This window comes from Paenibacillus graminis (genome assembly GCF_000758705.1).
GTDB classification, from domain to species: Bacteria; Bacillota; Bacilli; order Paenibacillales; family Paenibacillaceae; genus Paenibacillus_AQ; species Paenibacillus_AQ graminis.
On the sequence record NZ_CP009287.1, the window covers coordinates 4,602,640 to 4,621,934 of the forward strand.

Here is a 19,295-nt window from a genome sequence, read left to right on the forward strand (position 1 = left end):
ATTACGAGCCTTCTACACTCCAATAACGGCATTTCTGCTGTTGTTTCTAGAGAAACCAGCCTCCGCTTCCTCAACAACGGCATTTCTGCCGTTGTTTCTGGATAAACCAGCCCCGGCTTTTCAAAAGCTAAATTTTATTTATCTCTACTTAACAAAATTTCTGATCCGCAACAGAAAATAATCATAATTTCTAATAATAAAAATTAGAATGTATAGCAGAATCAGGACACACTGCCGTCTTCAAGCCATTCGGCGATACGCGGGACCATCTGATCGGTGAGCATATGCTCCATTTTGGGTCCAGGAAGCGAGTACAGGAAGTACTTTCCATAATAAGATTCGATAACCCTGGTATCATATACAATGACAATCCCCCGGTCCTGTGCAGTGCGAACCAGCCTGCCGAAGCCCTGTTTGAACCGGATGACCGCCTGGGGTACCGACAGCTTCATAAAAGGGTTCTTTTTCTGTGCCTGCAGCAGTTCAGCCTTCGCCTCCGCAAGCGGATGGTTCGGCGGTTGAAACGGCAGCCTGACAATAGCCAGACAGGTCAGCGCCTCACCGGGAATATCTACCCCTTCCCAGAAACTGCTTGTCCCCAGCAGCACGGAAGCGGCACTATCCTGAAAACGCCGGATCAGCTTACTGCGGCTTCCGCCCTCTACGCCCTGCCCCAGAACAGTGATGTCCTGTGAGGCAAGCGCCTCCTTCAGAGGATCATAAACCTGGCGCAGCATTTTATAAGATGTGAACAGCACCAGCATTCGGCCCTGTGTCGCCACTGCAGCCTCCGCCAGTGAATGCACGAGCTTATCGACAAACCTGGCATCCCCCACACTGCCTTTGACACTGGGGAAATCGCGCGGGATAACCAGAAGTGCCTGTTCACGATACTTAAACGGCGACGGCAGCAGCGCTGTCATCAGACGCCCCTGTTCTGCGGACTCGCCCAATCCAAGATTGTCAATCATGAATTGAAAGGACTTATCCACGGACAGTGTGGCTGAGGTCAGGACAATGCTTTTCTTTTTATCGAAAAACAGCTCCTTGAGTTGGGAACTGACATCCACCGGAACAGCATACAGCTGCAGTGATTTCCCCCGGTAATTGCCGCTGCCCTCCATCCAGTAGACGATATTCTCGTCGTTCAGGTTCATGAAAAACCGCACCTGCTCGCGGATGGAGGCCAAGTCCTTGAACAGCCCGCCGATATCCGTCACCAGACTGTCCGAGGAAGACTGGCTCTCCGATTCGCGCATTTCGCTAAGCATCTTGTCACCTTTGCGGATAATTTCGCTCAGGCTCAGGTTCAGGGTGTTCTCCAGCGCAGCTATTTCTTCCCAGCCCTTTGGCTGAACACCCGGCAGAAGTCGCGTAACCAGCTGTCCCGCTTCTCCTGCTGCGGCATCGCTGCGCTCGGGCAGCAATGCAAACAGTTTGTCGCTTAGCGCGTCCCAAGATTCCTTTACCGTAAGCAGTTCCGGGTAGATTCTATCGATCACCCCGCTCCATTCAGCCGCCTGCTCGCTGCCTGAAGACTGCAGAGTCTGGCGCAGAACGGGCAGCTGTCCGCTCTTGCTGTCCTTATAGAGGCGTGTAAGCGTATGGGCAACCGTGAAGTATTTCATCTGCATGCCCAGATGCTTCCCGGCAATGTCCTCCAGATGATGCGCTTCATCAATAATAAGGTGCTCATACGCCGGTAGCAGCTGATGGCCGGCCTTGACGTCTGCGAACAGCTTGGAGTGGTTGGTCACTACGACATCAGCGATTCCGGCTTCGTGCTTGGCCCGGTGGTAATAACATTTGCGGAACCAGGGGCAGGAGCGTCCCAGACAAGAATCCGTGTCACTGGCCACAGTCTCCCAGAAATCACCGCCGCGGCCGTTCAGATTCAGCTCCTCATCATCACCTGACTGGGTCTGTGTCAGCCATACAATCATCTGCGCTGCAGTAAGCGCTTCTTCCCGGGGACTCGCGAAGTCCTTTTTATTTATTTTATGTTCAAACTTGCGCAGACACAAATAGTGTCCTCTCCCCTTGAAGACCGCAGCTTTAAACGGAAATGGCACGACATTTGTCAAAAGGGGGATGTCGCGCTCACGCAGCTGGTCCTGAAGGTTGATGGTATGTGTGCTCACCATGACCTTCTGTCCCGAGCGCACACTGTGGTAGATGGCCGGAAGCAGATAACCCAGGGATTTGCCGGTACCCGTACCCGCCTCGATTAACAGATGCTTGTCACTTTCAAGTGCCGTCATCACCTCATGGATCATAATTTCCTGGGCTTCACGGCTTTCGTATTGGGGCAGGGCCTCCTTAAGACGCTGGGTCACCTCTTCCATATATTCCTTAAAGGTAATATTCTGCAGAGGATTGCCGGTTCCTTCCTCTCTGGGAGGCATCAGCTCGGTCCAGTCTCCTGCAGCCAGCGCCAGCTGGCGGTAAAAGGTCAGCTCACCCTCAGGCTGGAAAGTCTCCATTTCCCGCTCATGCAGCAGCCCGTCGAAATACCAGGCCAGGTCACTGTCTTCGTCCGCAAACAGTTCATTCAGACGCTGGATGGTCAGCAGGGGGAAGCTGTATAGCTCCTCAAGACATTTCAGCAGGACCAGTGCAGTTGCAAGAGCATCACTGTCCGCCTGGTGCGGACGCTCATGTGTGAGGCCGAAATGGGCACTTACTGCCCCGAGCTGATAGGTGGTCAGTGACGGAAAGCATATCTTAAGAAAATCAATCGTATCCAGAATCCGGCCCTGGAACGGCAAATAACCGCACCGGTCAAGCGCATTCTGCAGGAAATGAAAGTCGAAAGCCACATTATGACCGACCAGCACAACATCGTCGAGCAGCGGAACAAGCTCCATCATCATCTCATCCAGTTCAGGGGCGTCCTGCACATCACTGTCCGTAATTCCGGTCAATCCCGTTATAAAGGGGGGAATTGGCGTTCCGGGCTTGACATAGGAACCATACACCCTGGAAATGGACCGGTCTTCTTCTATAATGGCAAGGCCAACCTGGATGATTTCACCCACGGATTGGGTTCCTGTTGTTTCAAAATCAAGCACGGCAAATTTCATTATAAGTTCTAATCCCTTTCACTTGAGACTCCTTATCAGCATAACAGAAGTTACGAAAAAAGGCGATGCACACCCCTTGGCAAGCGGGATGCATCGCTTAAATGGATGAAGAATTATAAAAGCGAAACCAGCTGATATCCAAATTGCAGCTTCCCGCCTCTCCTGCGGCAGACCTCCAAATTCAAACTGGGTTCAGGGAGCAGGGGATCATGCTGTAAAGAGAGGCTAAAAAGCTCCTGGGCTTCAGGGTACCGCTCCTGGGAGGCTCTAATACAGCCCAGCGCATTGTAAATCATGGCCTTCAGCTTCTTCTCGCGGATCAGGGCCAGCATGTGATGCAGATGCCCCCAGGAGACGTCCAGCTCCCCTTCCTGCAGATAGGCCATGGCCAAATACAGGCGTGCTGCCAGACTGTCCGGATAACGGGTGATAACATCCTTGAACTGCTCGATGCATTTGCGGTACATCAGCAGCTTGTAGTAGCCCTGGCCACGGACAAAAGAGTCCATTGCCAGCTCGGGAGCCTCAACCTGTGGCATTTCTTCCTCCGAAGCAGGCGAAAAATCCGCATTTTGGCGGAAATCACTCAGCTTCTCGGCAAAAGCCAGCCACTCATCCATCACTTCATCGCTAAGCCTGTGCAGCATGTTGTACTTGCATAAAAGTTCATTCCGGCGGGCGCCCTCCGCAGTTGGGAAGTCGGCGGCGATTTCCTGAAGCATCTTGTTCATCTCAGCAAATAAATGTTGAAACACGGGACATCCCACCCTTACTGAAAATGAAATCAGCTTAAGCTTGCCTGCCTTCATTTTTCACAAGTACGGGTCTCTTCATCCCTGCCATTCATTGCTGGGATTTAGCTTCAGGCAATTGTGGCATGCAGCTCATGGTCCGCCAGCTTGACCGGTTTGTTATCTGCGTCCACGAATACAACCGTTGGCTTATGGGCAGCCAGCTCTTCGGAGGACATCATGGCGTAGGAGATGATAATCACAGTATCCCCGGGCTGAACCAGCCGGGCGGCAGCACCGTTCAGGCAGATGACGCCGCTGCCGCGCGGTCCGGGAATGACATAGGTTTCGAGACGGGAACCGTTATTGTTGTCGACTATCTGCACTTTTTCATTTTCCAGCAGGTCAGCGGCTTCCATCAGATCCTCATCAATGGTAATGCTGCCCACGTAATTCAGGTTGGCTTCCGTTACGGTGGCACGGTGGATTTTGGATTTCATCATATGTCTAAACAAGGGCGTGTACCTCCTTGGGAATAAAAACATTATTGTCGATCAGCCGGGTTCTGCCAAATTTCACAGCCAGCGCCATGATCACTTCTCCCTCTGCATCGCTCAGCAGGGACCCGCCTTCCAAAGTTTCCAGGTCTGGAAAAGAGAGAATTTCCACATAATCGATGACTGCGAGCGGCGAAGATGAAATAACGGATTCCAGCAGCTTGCGCGCTTCTTCCACCGTTCTCACAGTCCCTTCTTCAATCGCTTTGCGGGTTTCGCGAAGGGAGCGGGACAGCACAAGTGCTTGGGTGCGCTCTTCACCGCTAAGGTATACATTCCGCGAGCTTAACGCCAGTCCATCCCCTTCCCGGACAATCGGACAAGCGATAATTTCCACATTTATGTTAAGATCGGACACCATCCGGCGCAATACGGCTACCTGCTGGGCATCCTTCAAACCGAAGAAAGCATAATCCGGCTGTACCATATTGAACAGCTTGCTGACAACCGTAGTCACGCCGTCAAAATGTCCGGGGCGGGAAGCTCCGCACAGCTGTGTGGTCAGCGAGTCCACGCTAACCTTGGTGCGAATGGGCTCAGGGTACATCTCTTCAACGCCGGGAATAAAAACAATATCTGCCCCTTCACGCTCCGCCAGCTCCAGATCCCGGCGCTCGTCGCGCGGATAGGACGAGAAATCCTCGTTCGGTCCGAATTGCAGCGGATTGACAAAAATGCTCATCACAACGGTGTTGGCCATTTCTCCCGCTTTGCGGATCAGGCTGGCATGCCCTTCATGAAGATAGCCCATGGTGGGCACAAAACCGACCGGGGTATGTCCCCCCATCCGCATATAATCCAGCGCTTCGCGCAACTCCAGAACCGTTCTGACTACTCTCATCTTATTCCTCTCCTTTTCCGGCCGCGCCGTATAACGAATCCAGCACATGCTCATCTGCATTAAAAACATGACTCTCCGCCGGGAAGGAACGCTCCTTCACTTCCTGGACATAGCTGCTGATCCCCTCCCGGATTAGCGTGCCCACATCGGCATAGGTTTTGACAAACCGTTTATCCCGGTAAGGGGAAGCATACCGCAGCAAATCATGGAAGACCAGCACCTGGCCATCGCAATAACGGCCTGCGCCGATCCCTATGGTCGGTATGCTGACAGCCTTGGAGATGGCTTCCGCGACTTCCTCGGTCACCAGTTCCAGTACAATTCCGAACACCCCGGCAGCTTCGAGAGCCTTCGCTTCATCCATCAGCCGCTGCGCATCCTTGGCATCTTTCCCTTGAATGCGGTAGCCGCCGATCATATTGACCGACTGCGGAGTGAGGCCGATATGGCCAAGAACAGGAACCCCGGCAGACACAACAGCAGATACCGTGCTGCAAATTTCCACTCCGCCTTCCATTTTGACGGCATGTGCCCGTCCTTCCTGCATCAGTCTGCGCACACTGCGCAGAGTTTCGTCAATACCGCCATGGTAAGTCATAAAAGGCATATCGGCCACGATAAACGTATTCCGGGCTCCTCGGGTGACGGAGCGCGTGTGGTAAACCATATCTTCTATGGTTACCGGCAGCGTTGTATCATAGCCGAGCACTACATTCCCCAGCGAATCACCGACCAGAATCAGGTCGATCCCCGCTTCCTCAGCCAGCAGCGCCGAAGGATAATCATAAGCCGTCAGCATGCTCAGCGGCACGCCGTCCGCTTTCATTTTTTTCATTTTCACAATATTCAATGCATGTTTGTCAGCCATAGGCTCTATTCCCCTTTTCGCAGTTAATTACGCATAGACGCGCAAACAAAAAAACCTTTTAGCATAGTCCGCTAAAAAGGTCCGAAGGGCAAAAAAGAGTCACTCGCGATCGTCCCTTCTGTCTCGGTCCTTACGGCTCAGAGCAGAATCCAACGTAACCGTGAAATACAGTTAAGAAGGTGAATCCAAAAGCAAATTCCTGATAAAAGGTTTCTTCCCGAGTACAGCTCGGGTACCGATGCTGTCTCTGCCCTTATTATAACAAAATCTGCAAGTATGTACACAAAAAAAGATGACAAGGGATGGAACCTTGTCATCCTAGATCATTTCTATCTCTCCGGAGAGCACTCTGATAACGCTTCCCGTGCCGTCCTTAAGCAGCAGACCTCCATTATCATCCAGCCCCACAGCGGTAGCCTCACAGCGTCCCTGCGGGGTATTGAAGCCTACCTGGCGCCCCAGTGTAACTGACATGGATTCCCACAGTTCACGGATCGGCGCAAATCCTTGTTCCATATATACCAGATATAAGTACTCCAGCTCGGTCAGGACAGCCGCTGTAAGTGCTGAACGGTCTACAGGAATCCCGCCTCCTTCGATCAGCAGCGAGGTGCCGATGCCCTGCAAATCCGGCGGGTAATCTTCTTCCGTCAGATTGGCTGCAATCCCAATACCGGCAATTGCATAATGAAGCCTGCCTTCACGCAGGGAGGATTCCAGCAGAATGCCGCATACTTTGCGTCCGCCTGCCAGCAGGTCATTCGGCCACTTGATCCCTGCCTGGACACCCGTGACCTCCCGGATGGCTAAGCAGACAGCAACCCCGGCCAGCAGGGTTAGCTGCGGCGTCAATGACAACGGAAGCTCCGGGCGCAGCACCACGCTCATCCAGATGCCTTTGCCGCGCGGAGAATGCCATTTCCGGCCCATCCGGCCCCTTCCGCCGGTCTGTTCTTCCGCCCGGACGGTGGTGCCTTGGGGAGCGCCGCTTTCAGCAAGCTTTTTGGCCTCTTCCTGCGTGGACACCACAGCTTCCAACAATCGCACACGGTCCACCCAGCCGGGTATAAAAGTATCCCGCCCCCCGGCCAGCCGGAGCCTTTCATTACGGTTCATTCCGATCCATCCTTTTTGCTTCCTGCAGCAGTAATTGAGTGTCATTGGGAACGTCTCCCGCTGCTGCAGCCAGTAACAGCTGCTGCAGCCGCTCGCCCAGCCACGGGCCTGGACGCTTCTGCAGCGCCCTGGCCAGCTCATGCCCCGTCACGGCAAGCTCCGCCAGTGTGTGCAGCGGCATCTCCGCGGTCCAGGACCGCAAAGCAGCGATGTCCGGCGCATTAAGCCGCTGTGCGGCGGGGGCGCCTGCTTCCGGCGCTCCCAGTGCAGGCGCAGGCGGCTGCGCAACGCCTGCCGGGCAAGGCGACGCTGCTTGCGGCAGCGCCGCAAGCAGCGTCAGCCACCCTTCGGCGGCTGACTGGCCACAGGCCAGCACGGCGGCGATCCAGCGCCGCCGCAGGGCCTCCGTACCGCCAGGGGAACCTGGCGGCACCTCCGCAAGCGCCGCGTCCCATGCATCGCGGACGCGCAGCACCCCGGCGACGGCGCTGCGCGTCGCCCCCGGGAACGTCCATGCCCGCAGCAGCTCGCCGGACTCGGAGGCCGGCTGCTTCAGGGCATGCAGCAGGAGCGCCCACCGCAGGTGGGCGTCCTGCAGGTCCCCGATCCCGGCTGTCAGGGCGGCGGCTGCCGCCATGTCGCTGCCGGTCCAGGGGAACGGCGCCTTGCCGCGCGGCAGCAGCCCGCTGCGCGCCAGGAGACCGAGGCCGCGCTGCGGGTGCGGGCCGAGAACGATGCGTTCAAGCTCCGCGCGAACGCGTTCTACGGCAATATGCGCCAGCTTGTCCCGCTGGCGCAGCAATCCCCGCCAAGTATTCTTGGCGATGCTGAAATCGAGAACCGACGCAAAGCGCACACAGCGCAGCATGCGCAGCGCATCCTCCTCGAAACGGGCCTCGGCATCGCCCACACAGCGGATCAGCCGGCGCTCGGAATCCTCTTGTCCGCCATAGGGATCAACGACAATCCCATCCAACCCGCGGCACATCGCATTGATCGTGAAATCACGGCGGCGGAGATCCTCCTTAACATCACTTACAAATAAGACATGCTCCGGACGGCGGTGGTCAGCATAACCGCTCTCCGTCCGGTACGTCGTCACTTCAAAACTCCAGCCATCCTGAAGAACAGTGATGGTGCCATGCGCAAGTCCGGTGGGAACACAGCGCGGAAAAATACCCATGACCTCTTCAGGCCGCGCCGAAGTCGTCAGGTCCATATCATGCACCGGCCGGCCAAGCAGCTCATCGCGGACGCAGCCTCCTACAAAATAAGCCTCATGTCCTTGCTCCAGTAGACCTGCTAATACCAGGTTACCCGCTGCAACCATTCCGGAAGGGGCCATTGTCCAGTCCATATTTCAAGCACTCCCTACCTCTGGATTGTATCCAGACCATGCACCTTGCATCCAAGCACCCGGTAATAGATATCTTCATATTGATTGGTGATCACATCTCTGCTGAAATCATTACAGGAACGTTTCAGGCACGCTTGTCTGAACTGCTCCTCCATCAGGGGATCAGACAACAGCTTGACAGCATACTTCGCCATTGTAGCCGTATCCCCAATCGGGGCCAGAAATCCGGTTTTGCCATGTTGAATCAGTTCAGGAATGCCTCCGGCCTCCGAACCGATGGTTGGAACCCCGCAAGCCATCGCTTCCAGAGCCACCAGACCAAAGCTTTCCTTCTCCGAAGGCAGCAGCAGCAGATCCGCCAAGGAAATCACCTGGGCAATCTCATCCTGCTTGCCGAGGAACCGAACCTTGTCCTCAAGCCCCATTTCACAGATCTTTGCCTGGATTTTGGGCAGTTCCGGCCCTTCCCCCACCAGCAGCAGCCGTGAAGGAAGCTCCTGGCTTACTTTTGCAAAAATATCGACCACATCCGATACCCGTTTAACCGGCCGGAAGTTGCTGATATGCATTAGAATTTTCTCATGGGGTTCCGCGAAATCCCCGCGCAGATCGGTCACATCCCGGGGATAATACACACGTTTGTCGACAAAATTATAAGTGAGGTCAATTTCCCGGGTGATATCCAGCACCTTGCGCGTCTCCTTGATGAGATCCTGCGAAACCGCTGTCACCGCATCGCTTTCGTTGATGCCGAGCCGGATCAGGTCCTTCAGCGACTCATCCTGCCCAAGCACCGTAATGTCGGTCCCGTGCAGGGTAGTCACCACCTTGATATCATTGCCCAGCATTTGTTTGGCGAGATAAGCGCATACTGCATGCGGGACTGCATAATGGACATGGAACAGGTCCAAGCCCACCATTTTGGCTACTTGGGCCATTTTGGTCGCCAGTGCCAGATCATAAGGCGGGTAACGGAAGACGTAATAATCGTTAACCTCAACTTCATGATAAAAAATGTTCTTCTGAAACGTTCCCAAACGGAACGGGATACTATGTGTAATAAAATGGACTTCATGGCCCTTCTCGGCCAAAAGCTTGCCCAGTTCCGTCGCCACCACACCCGAGCCGCCAAGAGACGGATAACAGGTGATGCCTATTTTTAAACGGTCCATTGCCCCGTCCCCTTTACAAGACTTAAGTTCATTACTGAGTGTAATGATATGAATTTATTATAGTGGATTATGACCATTTAATAAAGTTTATTAAGCTTGAGCCTGCTTATGCGGTGTGTTGAACAGCTCTACGGTGTGAGGCACTTTGCTCGCAAAGCCTTCAGCGTAAGGAATAAGCCGCCGCTGTCCAAGCAGCATATCTCTGGAGCGGACACGTTCGATATATCCTTCATTTAAAGGAGTGGATACTACGTCCTCCCCCGGGCTTTTCTCAAATTGGGAACGGTAGCAGGACAGCGCCTGCTCTTTAAGGCTGTATTGCCCGGTCACATCCACAATAAGGTCAGTACGCCCCAAATCATTAATGAAATAAAAGTACAGCTGTGGCGCAGGAACAGCGGGCTTGTCCGGCATATACTTGCGCAGCTTGGCATTAAAAACCGCTTCTTCCACCAGCTTGCTGCAGGCAATATGATCCGGATGCCGGTCTTCCCAATAAGGGGCAAATACGATATCTGGAGCGAACTTGCGGATTTCCAGCGTCACTGCCGCCAGATGTTCCTCTGTCATATATAATCCCCGGTCCGGCAATCCCAGATTCGTACGAATGGAAACGCCGAGCAGATCGGCCGCCTGCTGAGCCTCCATTTTACGGCGCTCCACGGTTCCGTTCGAAGACATTTCCGCTGCGGTCAAATCACACAAGCCGACCTTGAATCCTGCAGCCGTATGTTTGGCAATGGTTCCGGCCATGCCGATTTCCGCATCGTCAGCATGCGCACCGAATACAAGAATATCCAGCTTCATTCATCCACACCCGGCTTATACTTATGTACAAGCTCACGCCAGGCGAAGTCGCCGCGGTCGATGGCTTTGACCAGAATCTCGGCTGTGGCAATATTCGTTGCCACCGGGATCCCGTACACGTCACAAAGACGAAGCAATGCTGTAATATCCGGTTCATGCGGCTGTGCCATGAGCGGGTCACGCAGAAAAATAATCAGATCCAGCTCGTCCGTCGCCACCATAGAGCCGATCTGCTGATCGCCGCCAAGCGGCCCGGACATGTAGCGGTGGATAGAGAGATTTGTCACTTCCATAATACGCTGGCCCGTAGTTCCGGTTGAATACAGCTGGTGTCCGACAAATACATGCTCATAGGCAGTCACAAAATTAACCATTTCATCTTTTTTCCGGTCATGCGCGATAAATGCGATTTTCAACATGGTGTTCTCCCCCGTCTATTCAATAAAATGCTCAAAACCATAAATCAATCCGGTGTAGCCCATCACCTTCTGGATTCCCATTTTGACACCGGGCATGTAGCCTGCCCGCTCATAGGAATCATGACGGATTTTTAGGGATTGCCCATATCCGCCAAAAACCACTTCTTCCTGGGCAAAAACACCCGGAAGCCGGACGCTGTGAATGCGGAACCCGTTATAGTAGCCTCCGCGCGCACCCTCAATCACTTCCTCTTCCTTCGGATTGCCTTGCCGCAGTTCCTGCCTTGCCTCCGAAATCATCTCTGCCGTTTTAATTGCCGTACCTGAAGGAGCATCCAGCTTCTGGTCCCCATGGTATTCGATAATTTCCAGATGCGGAAAATATTTCGCAGCCTGGGCTGCAAACTTCATCATCAGAATCGCTCCGATCGAGAAGTTGGGGGCAATGAGCCCTCCAATCCCCCGGTCCTGGCATTGCTTGTCCAACTCAGTAATCTGCTCCGGAGAGAACCCGGTAGTACCGATTACCGGACGCACTCCATATTTTATGGCAAGCAGTGTATTGGGGTAGGCCGACTGCGGGGTGGTAAAATCCACGAGAACCTCTCCGCCGCTCTCTGCCAGGGCAGTTTCCAAATCAGATACAACCACAATGCCGCTCTCTTCCAATCCAACCAGACGGCCGGCATCACTGCCGCTTGACGAACGGTCTACAGCAGCTGTCAGCTCCAGTTCTTCATCCTGCAGTACCAGCTTCACAACTTCTTTGCCCATTCTGCCTCCTGCACCGGAGACGATAACTCTGATCTTGGCCTTCACCCTTATTCCTCCTCGCTTTTACTGGTTCCAAATTACTGAATGTATTTTTGCAACGATTTCTGAAGGTCCTTCATAAGCTCCCGCAGCCCGGTATCATCAGGATGCAGGGACATCACTTCTTTTAGCGCGGCCATTGCCTGCACATGCTCATTAATCCGGCTGTATGCGATGGCAAGCCAAACATAGGCATCCCCGTACAAGGGGTCTAGAGCTATTGCTTCCTTCAATAAAGTAACCGGATGATACGGGTTATGGGCACCCGTAACTTCATCCTCCAGGAGCTTTTTGGCCTCCTGCACCAACTGCAGGGCCCGCAAATGCTGCAGGTGGAGCTGATACTCCGGTTTCCCTCCATCCAGCTTCACTGCTGCCCGGGCATGATCCAGCGCTTTAACCAGCATGCCGCTTCGGGCATACGTTATCGAGCAGCGGTACCTTACCTCGGCATCGTCCGGACTGGCCGCTATTGCTTTTTCGAACAACGTGATTGCCTCGGCGAAGTCACTGCGGAGTATAGAGCGGTATGCCGCTTTGACATAGTCGTTATGATTCATTTGCCCACCATCCTCACGGCTAAATCCCGTTCGTTTGGTACAGCATATGTTATAGAAACCTAATCGGTGTTTTTAGGAGTCCAACGACCGGCATCGCGGGTATTGAACTTGTGCATCACTTTATTGTGTGCCTCAGTTAGATCAATCCCCAGTGAATTGGCGAAGCAAACTGTAATGAACAAAATATCTCCCAGTTCAAGCTCAATCGAATTTTCTGCTTCATCGACTTTTTTAGGTTTTTCGCCAAACTGATGGTTGACTTCCCGGGCAAGCTCGCCTACCTCCTCCGACATCCGGGCCAGCATGGAGAGCGGGCTGAAGTAACCCTCTTTAAATTGTGAGATATAAGCATCAACTTCATGCTGTATGTCACCAAGACTTTTATCCATAATTTGTTTCTCTGCCCCCCCTGTATGATCTTGCCTTCTGTTTGCCCCTATGTTATCGTAAAGACGTTTTGAAGACAAATCTTTTTTAAAATATAAGGAATTTCTCAAGGTCCCGGGCAAGCCGGTGAATGCAATAATCTGACAAAACAGCTCTTAAGAACAGCAATCCTGAATAAAGGATACCAATATACTATGCCCTAAACGGGCCAGGCGAGGGATTACATGAATTCATCTTCCAAAGTAGCTTCCACTATTGTCAAAACGGCAGCACCGATTATGCTGGGAGCCGCCGTATACGCTTTTGGCCTGCTCTATTTCATCATACCTAACCAGTTGATGGAGGGCGGCGTAACCGGGATCACCATCCTGCTCAACTATGCTTTCAACATCCCTATCTTTTTGACCACTCTGCTCCTCAACCTCCCTCTCTTTTTACTGGGCTGGAAAGTACTGGGCGGACGGCAAATCGCCTACACCGGTGTCGGGATCGGCTCGTTGTCCTTTTTCCTCTGGCTGTTCGAGCGGATGATCGATGCCGGCTGGATCGTAACCTTCAGCACCGAGCATGATTTTATTCTCGCTTCATTATATGCGGGGGTTACGCTCGGTTTGGGACTTGGCATCGTGTTCCGTTTCGGAGGCACTACGGGCGGAGTAGATATTGTTGCCCGAATTCTCGGCCGCAAGTTCGGCTGGAGCATGGGGCAGATTATTCTGGCCGTCGACGTTATCATTATAGGCGCCTCACTGCTCTATATTCCCCGTGAAAAGATACTTTACACTCTGGTGGCCGTCTTTATTTCTTCCCGTGTCATCGACTTCATTCAAGAGGGCGCCTATGCCGCCAAAGCCTTCACGATTATCAGTGATGATGCCCCGCAGATCGCTGATCTCATCACAGCAGAAATGGACCGGGGTGTAACGCTGATTCCAGCTATCGGCGCTTACTCTAAGCAAGCCAAGTATATGGTATACTGCGTGGTCTCTAGACAGGAAATCCGCCGGCTCAGCCAGTTGGTGAAGTCGGTTGATGCCAAGGCGTTCGTTATCATCAGTGACGTTCACGATGTCCACGGCGAGGGCTTCCGGCAGACTTGACCAGTGATGAGCGCTCAAGCATACGACAAAAAAGACTGTGCATACTTGCAGAATCCTCTGCAGGTTTGACCAGTCTTTTTTTTGGACTTGCTATACGCCTCAATAATCCGGCTCATGTTATAGCATTCAGCTCTCTGTGGGCAGTGGGCCCGTAAACAGGCAGGCCCAATCGGCCAAATGTGAGGTTTTAGTACCTTTGTTTCCGCCGTGAACGGGATACTAATGAGTTGAAGTGGAGAACTTGAAAGCTTAGAGTACATTAAAGCTCATAAGGAACTAAAGCTAAGTGGAAAAAGTAAAACTAATTAGCTGAAATCCTGGCTTCAAAAGGTTTTAGGTGGAATTAGTATACTTCATTCATGCATATTCATCCTATACCGCCACTTTCTGCTGAATTAGTGGTACTTTTTCCCACATAAGATCTTCCTTAAGTCAAATGAGTTATATTAGTGATACTTTTTCCACTAAGGATGGCTGTTCTTAGTTCTGCCGTTGTTGTCCCTTGGCCGGGCAGCGCCTGATAAGACAGGCCGCTTCCGTTCTCCAATCCTCACTTTAGCAGCCTTATACCGGCTTCCAATCCTCATTCTCACCCCGATACTTCCGGAACGCAGCGTAGGCCAATGCGGCAATGATGAATCCTCCGGCCAGCAGTCCCCAACCTCCATATCCCTGCTCGGCAAGCGGGAGGGTTAAGGCCGGCTCATCCCGTTCTTTGCCGAACATCACCCGGGCTGCATCCTGCCCGTAGGAGACAATTTCCAGGAGACGGGTACGGCTCACCGGCTGTGAGGATGCAGGGATTCCTGCTGCATAGGACAGCCAGGAATCAAAGGCACTGACCGTTTCCGGCGGCCGGGAAATGATAACCGCAGGCCGAATGTTGTCGTACCGGCTCTGGAGACGTTCCAGCGTGTTCTGCCAGCCTTTGAGATCATTTGCGGCAGCTTTTTGCTCCATATCGTTCAGATCCTCGCGGATCAGCTTGTAATATTGCATCCACATGGGCTGGCGCGGATGGTTGAGACTGTCGGCAGCAAGCCGGAGTTTGGCAGCGGCCGCTTCCCATTGCTCCGGATGAATCTGTGCAGCGGCCAACGTCGCCTTCAAGTCAATAATGACGTCTGACAACGCATTTATTCCTTCCACAGAAGTCAGGCCTTCAAATGAAGAGGAGACAAAAATCTGTGAAACCTTCTCACTCGCCTGCCTCGCCTTGACCACGTCACCCTCAAGCACATAACCATACAAAGCCTCCGCCGCTTCATCCAGCCGCTGGGCAGCATTTCTGCCTGTAAGCGCCGGCGCGAGACTGGTTGCGGAACTCCCGTCCCGGAGAACCACTTTCCCGCCTGCCCCTTGTACTTCCGCCTTTGCATCTGCGTGAACCACACCTGCATTCATGCCGGCCAGCAGCCAGCACAACATCAATCCTGTCAGCACAACATATCTCCTGCGCGGCATGAGACATCCCTCCTACCCTAAATGTATGGCAGGAGGACAAGAGTTAGAACAGCCTGTCAGCGTTCCAACAGGACTGCCGGGTCTTTCAAGGTGCCTACAGGAATACCGGAAATTCAGCATTCCAACAGGGGCTACAAAGCCGTTAAGCATTCCATTCCAATAGGGCTACAGAGCTGTTCAGCATTCCAATAGAGCTACAAAGCCTTTCAGCGTCGTCTAATAGGGGGCCTGTCCAGCAGTCAAGCCTTCCGGTACCTTCTCCCGCATAACCAAGCCGCAGCAGTGCTCAGAAAGGTTAAGCCAATGGTAAAATATTGCACTTCATTCACGTTATCCTCCAGCACATCCGGCAGCCAGGGAAAGACACCCTTCGAGTAATCCACCATGTCATTGGCGAAGGCCCAGAACAATGCCAGGGGAAGCATTCTGCGGAAGGAGAAAAACCGGGCGTAGATCAGTGCCTCTACCGCCATTCCGGTGTGCGAAACCACCAGCATCCAGTCCTTCCAGCTCACCGTATCTCCCTGGTATCCGCCAGCAAAAATGATGCTGACCGCCCAAATGCCATATTTCACGGAGGTAACCACCGCCAGCGCCTCAATCAGCTCGCGTAGGAGTGTCCCTTTGATCCCTTTTGGAGGATAGAGCAGCAGCAGCAAGGCGAGCGTAAAAAACAGGCTCGCAGTCGGGCTGTCCGGAACAAAGGGAAGCAGCCATGCGGGATAATTATCCGCTGTAAATTCCAGTTGATTGCCATACCATATGTACCCGTAAATCGTTCCGAGGAAATTCACAATAAAGAGCAGCCACATGACTCCCCGGTGCCTAAATAGTCTCTCAAACCAGTGAACCGGCATATACAATCTTTAACCTCCCGAATGTGGCAGCTTCATATGAACGCATACAAAAACCCGACCGCAGGTACGATCAGGTTGGTGCGTTATTATTATTTTACTGTTCGCTTTTTTGTTTGGCAAGCCAGGCAGCCAGACTGTCAATATCCTGTTCACTAAGCCCCGCTGCCATGGCAGTATCATACATCGGAGGCATCTGGCCCTGGCCATTTTTGATGATCGCGAGGATCGCTTCCTTATCATGGGTGTCTCCCACCCCGCGCAGAGACGGGCCTCCGGCGCCTTTCATATCCACCGCATGGCAAGTTACGCAGGTGGCTTGTTTGAACAGCGCCATGGCCGGATCATCCTTGTCCACAATAGCTATTTCTTTGGCCTGCACCGCACTGGTGGTCGGCAAGCCCTTTGCCTTGTTCTCAGCCGCTTTTTCCTCACGCTGCACATCTTCGGGAATCTGGCCGGTTTCCGCCATCTCGTGCTTGTATTCCGTCCAGGCCGTATTGGTCAGATAGATGATTGCGATCAGGGACAAAAACATCAGCGAGGAAGCAATCGGCCGGCGGTAGAAGCGGCGCTCCCGGCCCGTATCGAGGAAAGGAGCCAGCAGCAGCGAGCCAAAAGCAACACCGGTAACGCCAAGTGTTCCCAGCACAATATAATCGCCGGATGCATAAGGCAGCTTCAAATACTGGTACAGGAACAGGAAATACCAGTCGGGAATCGGAATGACCGTGGCGCTGGCATTTGCCGGGAATCCCAGCGGAGCCGGTTCAGAAATCGTCAGGACGAGTATGCCCACCAGCACAACCACCCCGACCATCCATTCCTTCAGCAGAAAGTTAGGGATAAAGGCTTCCGATTTACCGGGATAGGCTGTGTAATCCGGTGGCGTAATGAAGCCGCTGCCCCTGCGCACCCGTGAATCCCCCACATATACAATTTTTTCCTTGGAGTTGTCTCCGTGAGCCATTGCATTTCCTCCTTTAGCTGTGGCCGGGACTCAGAGCGGGCCAGAAATCCCCTGTCTGCGGATCATAATAAAGTGACCGACGAGCAGAATAAGCAGGACCGCCGGGAGAAAGAATACATGGAGTGCAAAAAAACGGGTCAGCGTTTCCGCTCCGACAATCGTGCCGCCCTGCATCAGCTCCTTCAGCACCGGACCCATGACCGGTACGGAATTCGCAATCTCGAGGGTTACCTTGGTGGCGAAATAAGCTTTATTGTCCCAAGGAAGCAGATAGCCGGTAAGGCCAAGGCCCAGCATAACGAAAAAAATCAGCATTCCCACTACCCAGTTCATCTCACGCGGAGCTTTGTACGATCCGGTAAAAAATACACGCATGGTATGCAGGAACATCATGACAATGACCAGGCTCGCTCCCCAGTGATGCATGCCTCTAACAATTTGCCCGAAAGCTACCTTGGTCTGCAGATATTCCACACTGGCATAAGCGTTGATAATATCCGGGACGTAATACATCGTGAGAAACATGCCGGATAAGATTTGAATGACTGTAATAAAAAAAGTAAGGCCGCCAAAGCAATACACAAATGCCGAGAAGTGATGGGCCGGATTGACATGTTCAGGAACTTCATGGTCGGCGACATCTCTCCAGATCGGCGTAATATCCAGACGTTCATCAATCCAGTTGTAGACATTTTTAAACATCAGATCTACGCCTCCTTCTTAACCTCTGTATTGGGTACGATCTCACCCAGATAGACCCAGTCTCCATCAATTTTGGTTTTGTACTGGTCAAGGGGCTTTGGGGCTACAGCGAGATTTTTGCCAAGCTTCGTGTATCTGGCTCCATGGCAAGGGCAGTGATATTCATCAGGATACGCCTTGTCATTGTTCCAGCCCACCGTACAGCCCAGATGCTTGCAGATTGGTGAAAGCGCATAAATTTCTCCGTTCTCGTCTTTGCGGATCCACGCCGTCAGTGTAGCTGTACTGGCATACCACCCGTCCTGTTGAGGGAGTTCGAAAGTGAACTCTTGAGGGACGTCGGTAATCTTGGCAGTTTCAGCTACCTTGATGAACTCCCCCGCACCTTTCTTATGTAATACCGGGTCCACCGCGAAACGGATCATGGGCAGAATCGCCCCTACTCCCATAAATGCCGTTGCCCCTCCCAGTGTATACGTTAAAAACTGTCGCCTGGACATCTCTTTCCGGCTGGGAGGTCCTTGTGGAATTGACTCGTGCTCGTTGTTATGGCTGCTCATACGGTGTGTAACCCCCTTTTCACATTTGAGAAGGCACCTGCAGTGTAAAAACAATGCAATTTTCTGTAAATAATCCGTTTACAATGATAATTGTCACATGTCACAAGTTCAATCTAATCATAGCTTAGCCTCCAAAACCCGTCAAGAATATTGTCTAAATTGTGACGACCTCATTTTAGATTCCCTTTATAAATTGTTGATTTTTTGTCACATTTACATCTGTTTCATCAATTCCATAATGCCTCGATTTCATCTCTGACGCAGCTTCTCACCGGCTTGTGCTGAGAAGCCTCAATGTCAGGCAGGGATAGGACTAAATCGCTTTCAACAATCCCGCTCCCGGCCAGAGAGATGTCCGCTGACAGCACAATCACATACTGGAAACCACTGGATTTGACTTTTCGGCAAACCTCATTCAAATAAGCTGTACTTCCGGTCCCATTGTACTGTAAAGCCGGATAAGTTACGATACGGCCCTGATATGGTTTTTCAACGAGGTCCAAAAAATCCCGCAATCTTTCCAATGCCTCCGCCGCTTCAGGCGGACTCTCTGTACCGCTAAGTCCTGTATACGGGAGCAGGCAGGTATCGTAGTATTTCCGGTTCTCCAACCAGCTCTCGGCGGTAAAATCACTGAATTTCATCATACTCACCCTTTTTTTAATGATATAAGTTTCCTTATGAAATTTCATTGTAACAAAAAAAGAAATGCGCCAGGCGCATTTCCCGTTTTATGCTTAGGCCAGACTTTTCAATTCTTCCGTCAGATTACGGAACGCCGTTTTATCTCCGGCAGCCAGCGCCGTGTCGATCTCCCGGTACAAGATGTCGGTACGACGCTTTCGCAGCGCTTCATCCCACACCATTTCTGCCACAAGTCCTAGCATCACTTCATAGGTAGCCTTCATTTTGTCCATTCGATACACCTCCGCTG

The 19,295-nt window shown here is 52.6% G+C and carries 21 protein-coding genes; 1 reads left to right on the top strand and 20 read right to left on the bottom strand.

Going from position 1 to position 19,295, the window contains the following annotated elements:
* Positions 1–221: 221 nt before the first annotated feature.
* From dinG to PGRAT_RS19760, 13 genes are all read right to left on the bottom strand, one after another.
* Positions 222–3,083, bottom strand: coding sequence for an ATP-dependent DNA helicase DinG (dinG, locus tag PGRAT_RS19700; protein ID WP_042267086.1), 2,862 nt, complete (start codon positions 3,081–3,083; stop codon positions 222–224).
* Between the two features lie 113 nt (positions 3,084–3,196).
* Positions 3,197–3,838, bottom strand: coding sequence for a tetratricopeptide repeat protein (locus PGRAT_RS19705; protein ID WP_025706085.1), 642 nt, complete (start codon positions 3,836–3,838; stop codon positions 3,197–3,199).
* Positions 3,839–3,945: 107 nt separating this feature from the next.
* Positions 3,946–4,329 carry an aspartate 1-decarboxylase gene (panD, locus tag PGRAT_RS19710; RefSeq protein ID WP_025706084.1) on the bottom strand — a complete coding sequence of 128 codons (384 nt, stop codon included), beginning with the start codon at positions 4,327–4,329 and terminating at the stop codon, positions 3,946–3,948.
* Positions 4,322–5,212, bottom strand: coding sequence for a pantoate--beta-alanine ligase (gene panC, locus PGRAT_RS19715; RefSeq protein WP_025706083.1), 891 nt, complete (start codon positions 5,210–5,212; stop codon positions 4,322–4,324). The genes panD and panC overlap by 8 nt, the downstream gene beginning before the upstream one ends.
* Before the next feature lies 1 nt (position 5,213).
* On the bottom strand, positions 5,214–6,080 hold the full coding sequence (gene panB / locus PGRAT_RS19720) for a 3-methyl-2-oxobutanoate hydroxymethyltransferase (RefSeq protein WP_025706082.1): 867 nt from the start codon (positions 6,078–6,080) through the stop codon (positions 5,214–5,216).
* A gap of 318 nt (positions 6,081–6,398) precedes the next feature.
* A complete protein-coding gene (locus tag PGRAT_RS19725; RefSeq protein ID WP_025706081.1) occupies positions 6,399–7,196 on the bottom strand; it encodes a biotin--[acetyl-CoA-carboxylase] ligase in 798 nt (265 codons plus the stop codon).
* Positions 7,186–8,553 carry a CCA tRNA nucleotidyltransferase gene (locus PGRAT_RS19730; protein WP_052415721.1) on the bottom strand — a complete coding sequence of 456 codons (1,368 nt, stop codon included), beginning with the start codon at positions 8,551–8,553 and terminating at the stop codon, positions 7,186–7,188. The genes PGRAT_RS19725 and PGRAT_RS19730 overlap by 11 nt, the downstream gene beginning before the upstream one ends.
* A 14-nt stretch (positions 8,554–8,567) precedes the next feature.
* Positions 8,568–9,725, bottom strand: a complete 1,158-nt coding sequence (gene bshA / locus PGRAT_RS19735; RefSeq protein WP_025707470.1) for an N-acetyl-alpha-D-glucosaminyl L-malate synthase BshA — start codon at positions 9,723–9,725, stop codon at positions 8,568–8,570.
* Positions 9,726–9,815: 90 nt separating this feature from the next.
* Entirely contained in the window at positions 9,816–10,532 is a 717-nt protein-coding gene (bshB1, locus tag PGRAT_RS19740) for a bacillithiol biosynthesis deacetylase BshB1 (protein WP_025707469.1), read from the bottom strand.
* Positions 10,529–10,951 carry a methylglyoxal synthase gene (gene mgsA / locus PGRAT_RS19745; RefSeq protein ID WP_025707468.1) on the bottom strand — a complete coding sequence of 141 codons (423 nt, stop codon included), beginning with the start codon at positions 10,949–10,951 and terminating at the stop codon, positions 10,529–10,531. Before mgsA ends, bshB1 begins: the two co-directional genes overlap by 4 nt.
* Before the next feature lie 15 nt (positions 10,952–10,966).
* A complete protein-coding gene (gene dapB / locus PGRAT_RS19750) occupies positions 10,967–11,770 on the bottom strand; it encodes a 4-hydroxy-tetrahydrodipicolinate reductase (protein ID WP_025707467.1) in 804 nt (267 codons plus the stop codon).
* Between the two features lie 32 nt (positions 11,771–11,802).
* Positions 11,803–12,324 carry a tetratricopeptide repeat protein gene (locus PGRAT_RS19755; RefSeq protein WP_025707466.1) on the bottom strand — a complete coding sequence of 174 codons (522 nt, stop codon included), beginning with the start codon at positions 12,322–12,324 and terminating at the stop codon, positions 11,803–11,805.
* A 59-nt stretch (positions 12,325–12,383) separates the two neighbouring features.
* The gene (locus PGRAT_RS19760) at positions 12,384–12,713 is read right to left on the bottom strand and encodes a nucleotide pyrophosphohydrolase (protein WP_025707465.1); all 330 of its coding nucleotides are present in this window, start codon (positions 12,711–12,713) and stop codon (positions 12,384–12,386) included.
* 222 nt (positions 12,714–12,935) lie between these two features.
* Between PGRAT_RS19760 and PGRAT_RS19765 the strand changes: the two genes are divergently transcribed.
* Entirely contained in the window at positions 12,936–13,811 is an 876-nt protein-coding gene (locus PGRAT_RS19765; RefSeq protein ID WP_025707464.1) for a YitT family protein, read from the top strand.
* Between the two features lie 564 nt (positions 13,812–14,375).
* Here PGRAT_RS19765 and PGRAT_RS19770 read toward each other — a convergent pair.
* From PGRAT_RS19770 to PGRAT_RS19800, 7 genes are all read right to left on the bottom strand, one after another.
* Positions 14,376–15,275 carry a sporulation protein YpjB gene (locus PGRAT_RS19770; protein WP_025707463.1) on the bottom strand — a complete coding sequence of 300 codons (900 nt, stop codon included), beginning with the start codon at positions 15,273–15,275 and terminating at the stop codon, positions 14,376–14,378.
* A gap of 239 nt (positions 15,276–15,514) precedes the next feature.
* A complete protein-coding gene (locus tag PGRAT_RS19775) occupies positions 15,515–16,132 on the bottom strand; it encodes a DUF1405 domain-containing protein (protein WP_025707462.1) in 618 nt (205 codons plus the stop codon).
* Positions 16,133–16,226: 94 nt separating this feature from the next.
* Complete coding sequence (locus PGRAT_RS19780) at positions 16,227–17,099, bottom strand: menaquinol-cytochrome c reductase cytochrome b/c subunit (protein WP_025707461.1); 873 nt, start codon at positions 17,097–17,099, stop codon at positions 16,227–16,229.
* A 30-nt stretch (positions 17,100–17,129) separates the two neighbouring features.
* A complete protein-coding gene (gene qcrB / locus PGRAT_RS19785; RefSeq protein WP_020427667.1) occupies positions 17,130–17,801 on the bottom strand; it encodes a menaquinol-cytochrome c reductase cytochrome b subunit in 672 nt (223 codons plus the stop codon).
* A gap of 5 nt (positions 17,802–17,806) precedes the next feature.
* Positions 17,807–18,361 carry a Rieske (2Fe-2S) protein gene (locus PGRAT_RS19790; protein ID WP_025707460.1) on the bottom strand — a complete coding sequence of 185 codons (555 nt, stop codon included), beginning with the start codon at positions 18,359–18,361 and terminating at the stop codon, positions 17,807–17,809.
* 227 nt (positions 18,362–18,588) lie between these two features.
* Positions 18,589–19,008, bottom strand: a complete 420-nt coding sequence (locus tag PGRAT_RS19795) for a DUF2487 family protein (protein ID WP_238326869.1) — start codon at positions 19,006–19,008, stop codon at positions 18,589–18,591.
* A gap of 90 nt (positions 19,009–19,098) precedes the next feature.
* Positions 19,099–19,278: an IDEAL domain-containing protein gene (locus PGRAT_RS19800; RefSeq protein WP_025707458.1), complete on the bottom strand. Its 180-nt coding sequence runs from the start codon at positions 19,276–19,278 to the stop codon at positions 19,099–19,101.
* Between the last annotated feature and the right edge of the window lie 17 nt (positions 19,279–19,295).

Bases quoted from the DNA above. Each gene is read 5' to 3' on its own strand.
- PGRAT_RS19765 (WP_025707464.1), top strand. From the start codon at position 12,936: ATGAATTCATCTTCCAAAGTAGCTTCCACTATTGTCAAAACGGCAGCA.
- panC (WP_025706083.1), bottom strand. From the start codon at position 5,212: ATGAGAGTAGTCAGAACGGTTCTGGAGTTGCGCGAAGCGCTGGATTAT.
- mgsA (WP_025707468.1), bottom strand. From the start codon at position 10,951: ATGTTGAAAATCGCATTTATCGCGCATGACCGGAAAAAAGATGAAATG.
- bshA (WP_025707470.1), bottom strand. From the start codon at position 9,725: ATGGACCGTTTAAAAATAGGCATCACCTGTTATCCGTCTCTTGGCGGC.
- panB (WP_025706082.1), bottom strand. From the start codon at position 6,080: ATGGCTGACAAACATGCATTGAATATTGTGAAAATGAAAAAAATGAAA.
- dinG (WP_042267086.1), bottom strand. From the start codon at position 3,083: ATGAAATTTGCCGTGCTTGATTTTGAAACAACAGGAACCCAATCCGTG.
- PGRAT_RS19760 (WP_025707465.1), bottom strand. From the start codon at position 12,713: ATGGATAAAAGTCTTGGTGACATACAGCATGAAGTTGATGCTTATATC.
- PGRAT_RS19800 (WP_025707458.1), bottom strand. From the start codon at position 19,278: ATGGACAAAATGAAGGCTACCTATGAAGTGATGCTAGGACTTGTGGCA.
- PGRAT_RS19755 (WP_025707466.1), bottom strand. From the start codon at position 12,324: ATGAATCATAACGACTATGTCAAAGCGGCATACCGCTCTATACTCCGC.
- bshB1 (WP_025707469.1), bottom strand. From the start codon at position 10,532: ATGAAGCTGGATATTCTTGTATTCGGTGCGCATGCTGACGATGCGGAA.
- PGRAT_RS19775 (WP_025707462.1), bottom strand. From the start codon at position 16,132: ATGCCGGTTCACTGGTTTGAGAGACTATTTAGGCACCGGGGAGTCATG.
- PGRAT_RS19780 (WP_025707461.1), bottom strand. From the start codon at position 17,099: ATGGCTCACGGAGACAACTCCAAGGAAAAAATTGTATATGTGGGGGAT.
- PGRAT_RS19725 (WP_025706081.1), bottom strand. From the start codon at position 7,196: ATGAACCGTAATGAAAGGCTCCGGCTGGCCGGGGGGCGGGATACTTTT.
- PGRAT_RS19795 (WP_238326869.1), bottom strand. From the start codon at position 19,008: ATGATGAAATTCAGTGATTTTACCGCCGAGAGCTGGTTGGAGAACCGG.
- qcrB (WP_020427667.1), bottom strand. From the start codon at position 17,801: ATGTTTAAAAATGTCTACAACTGGATTGATGAACGTCTGGATATTACG.
- PGRAT_RS19730 (WP_052415721.1), bottom strand. From the start codon at position 8,553: ATGGACTGGACAATGGCCCCTTCCGGAATGGTTGCAGCGGGTAACCTG.
- PGRAT_RS19790 (WP_025707460.1), bottom strand. From the start codon at position 18,361: ATGAGCAGCCATAACAACGAGCACGAGTCAATTCCACAAGGACCTCCC.
- PGRAT_RS19770 (WP_025707463.1), bottom strand. From the start codon at position 15,275: ATGCCGCGCAGGAGATATGTTGTGCTGACAGGATTGATGTTGTGCTGG.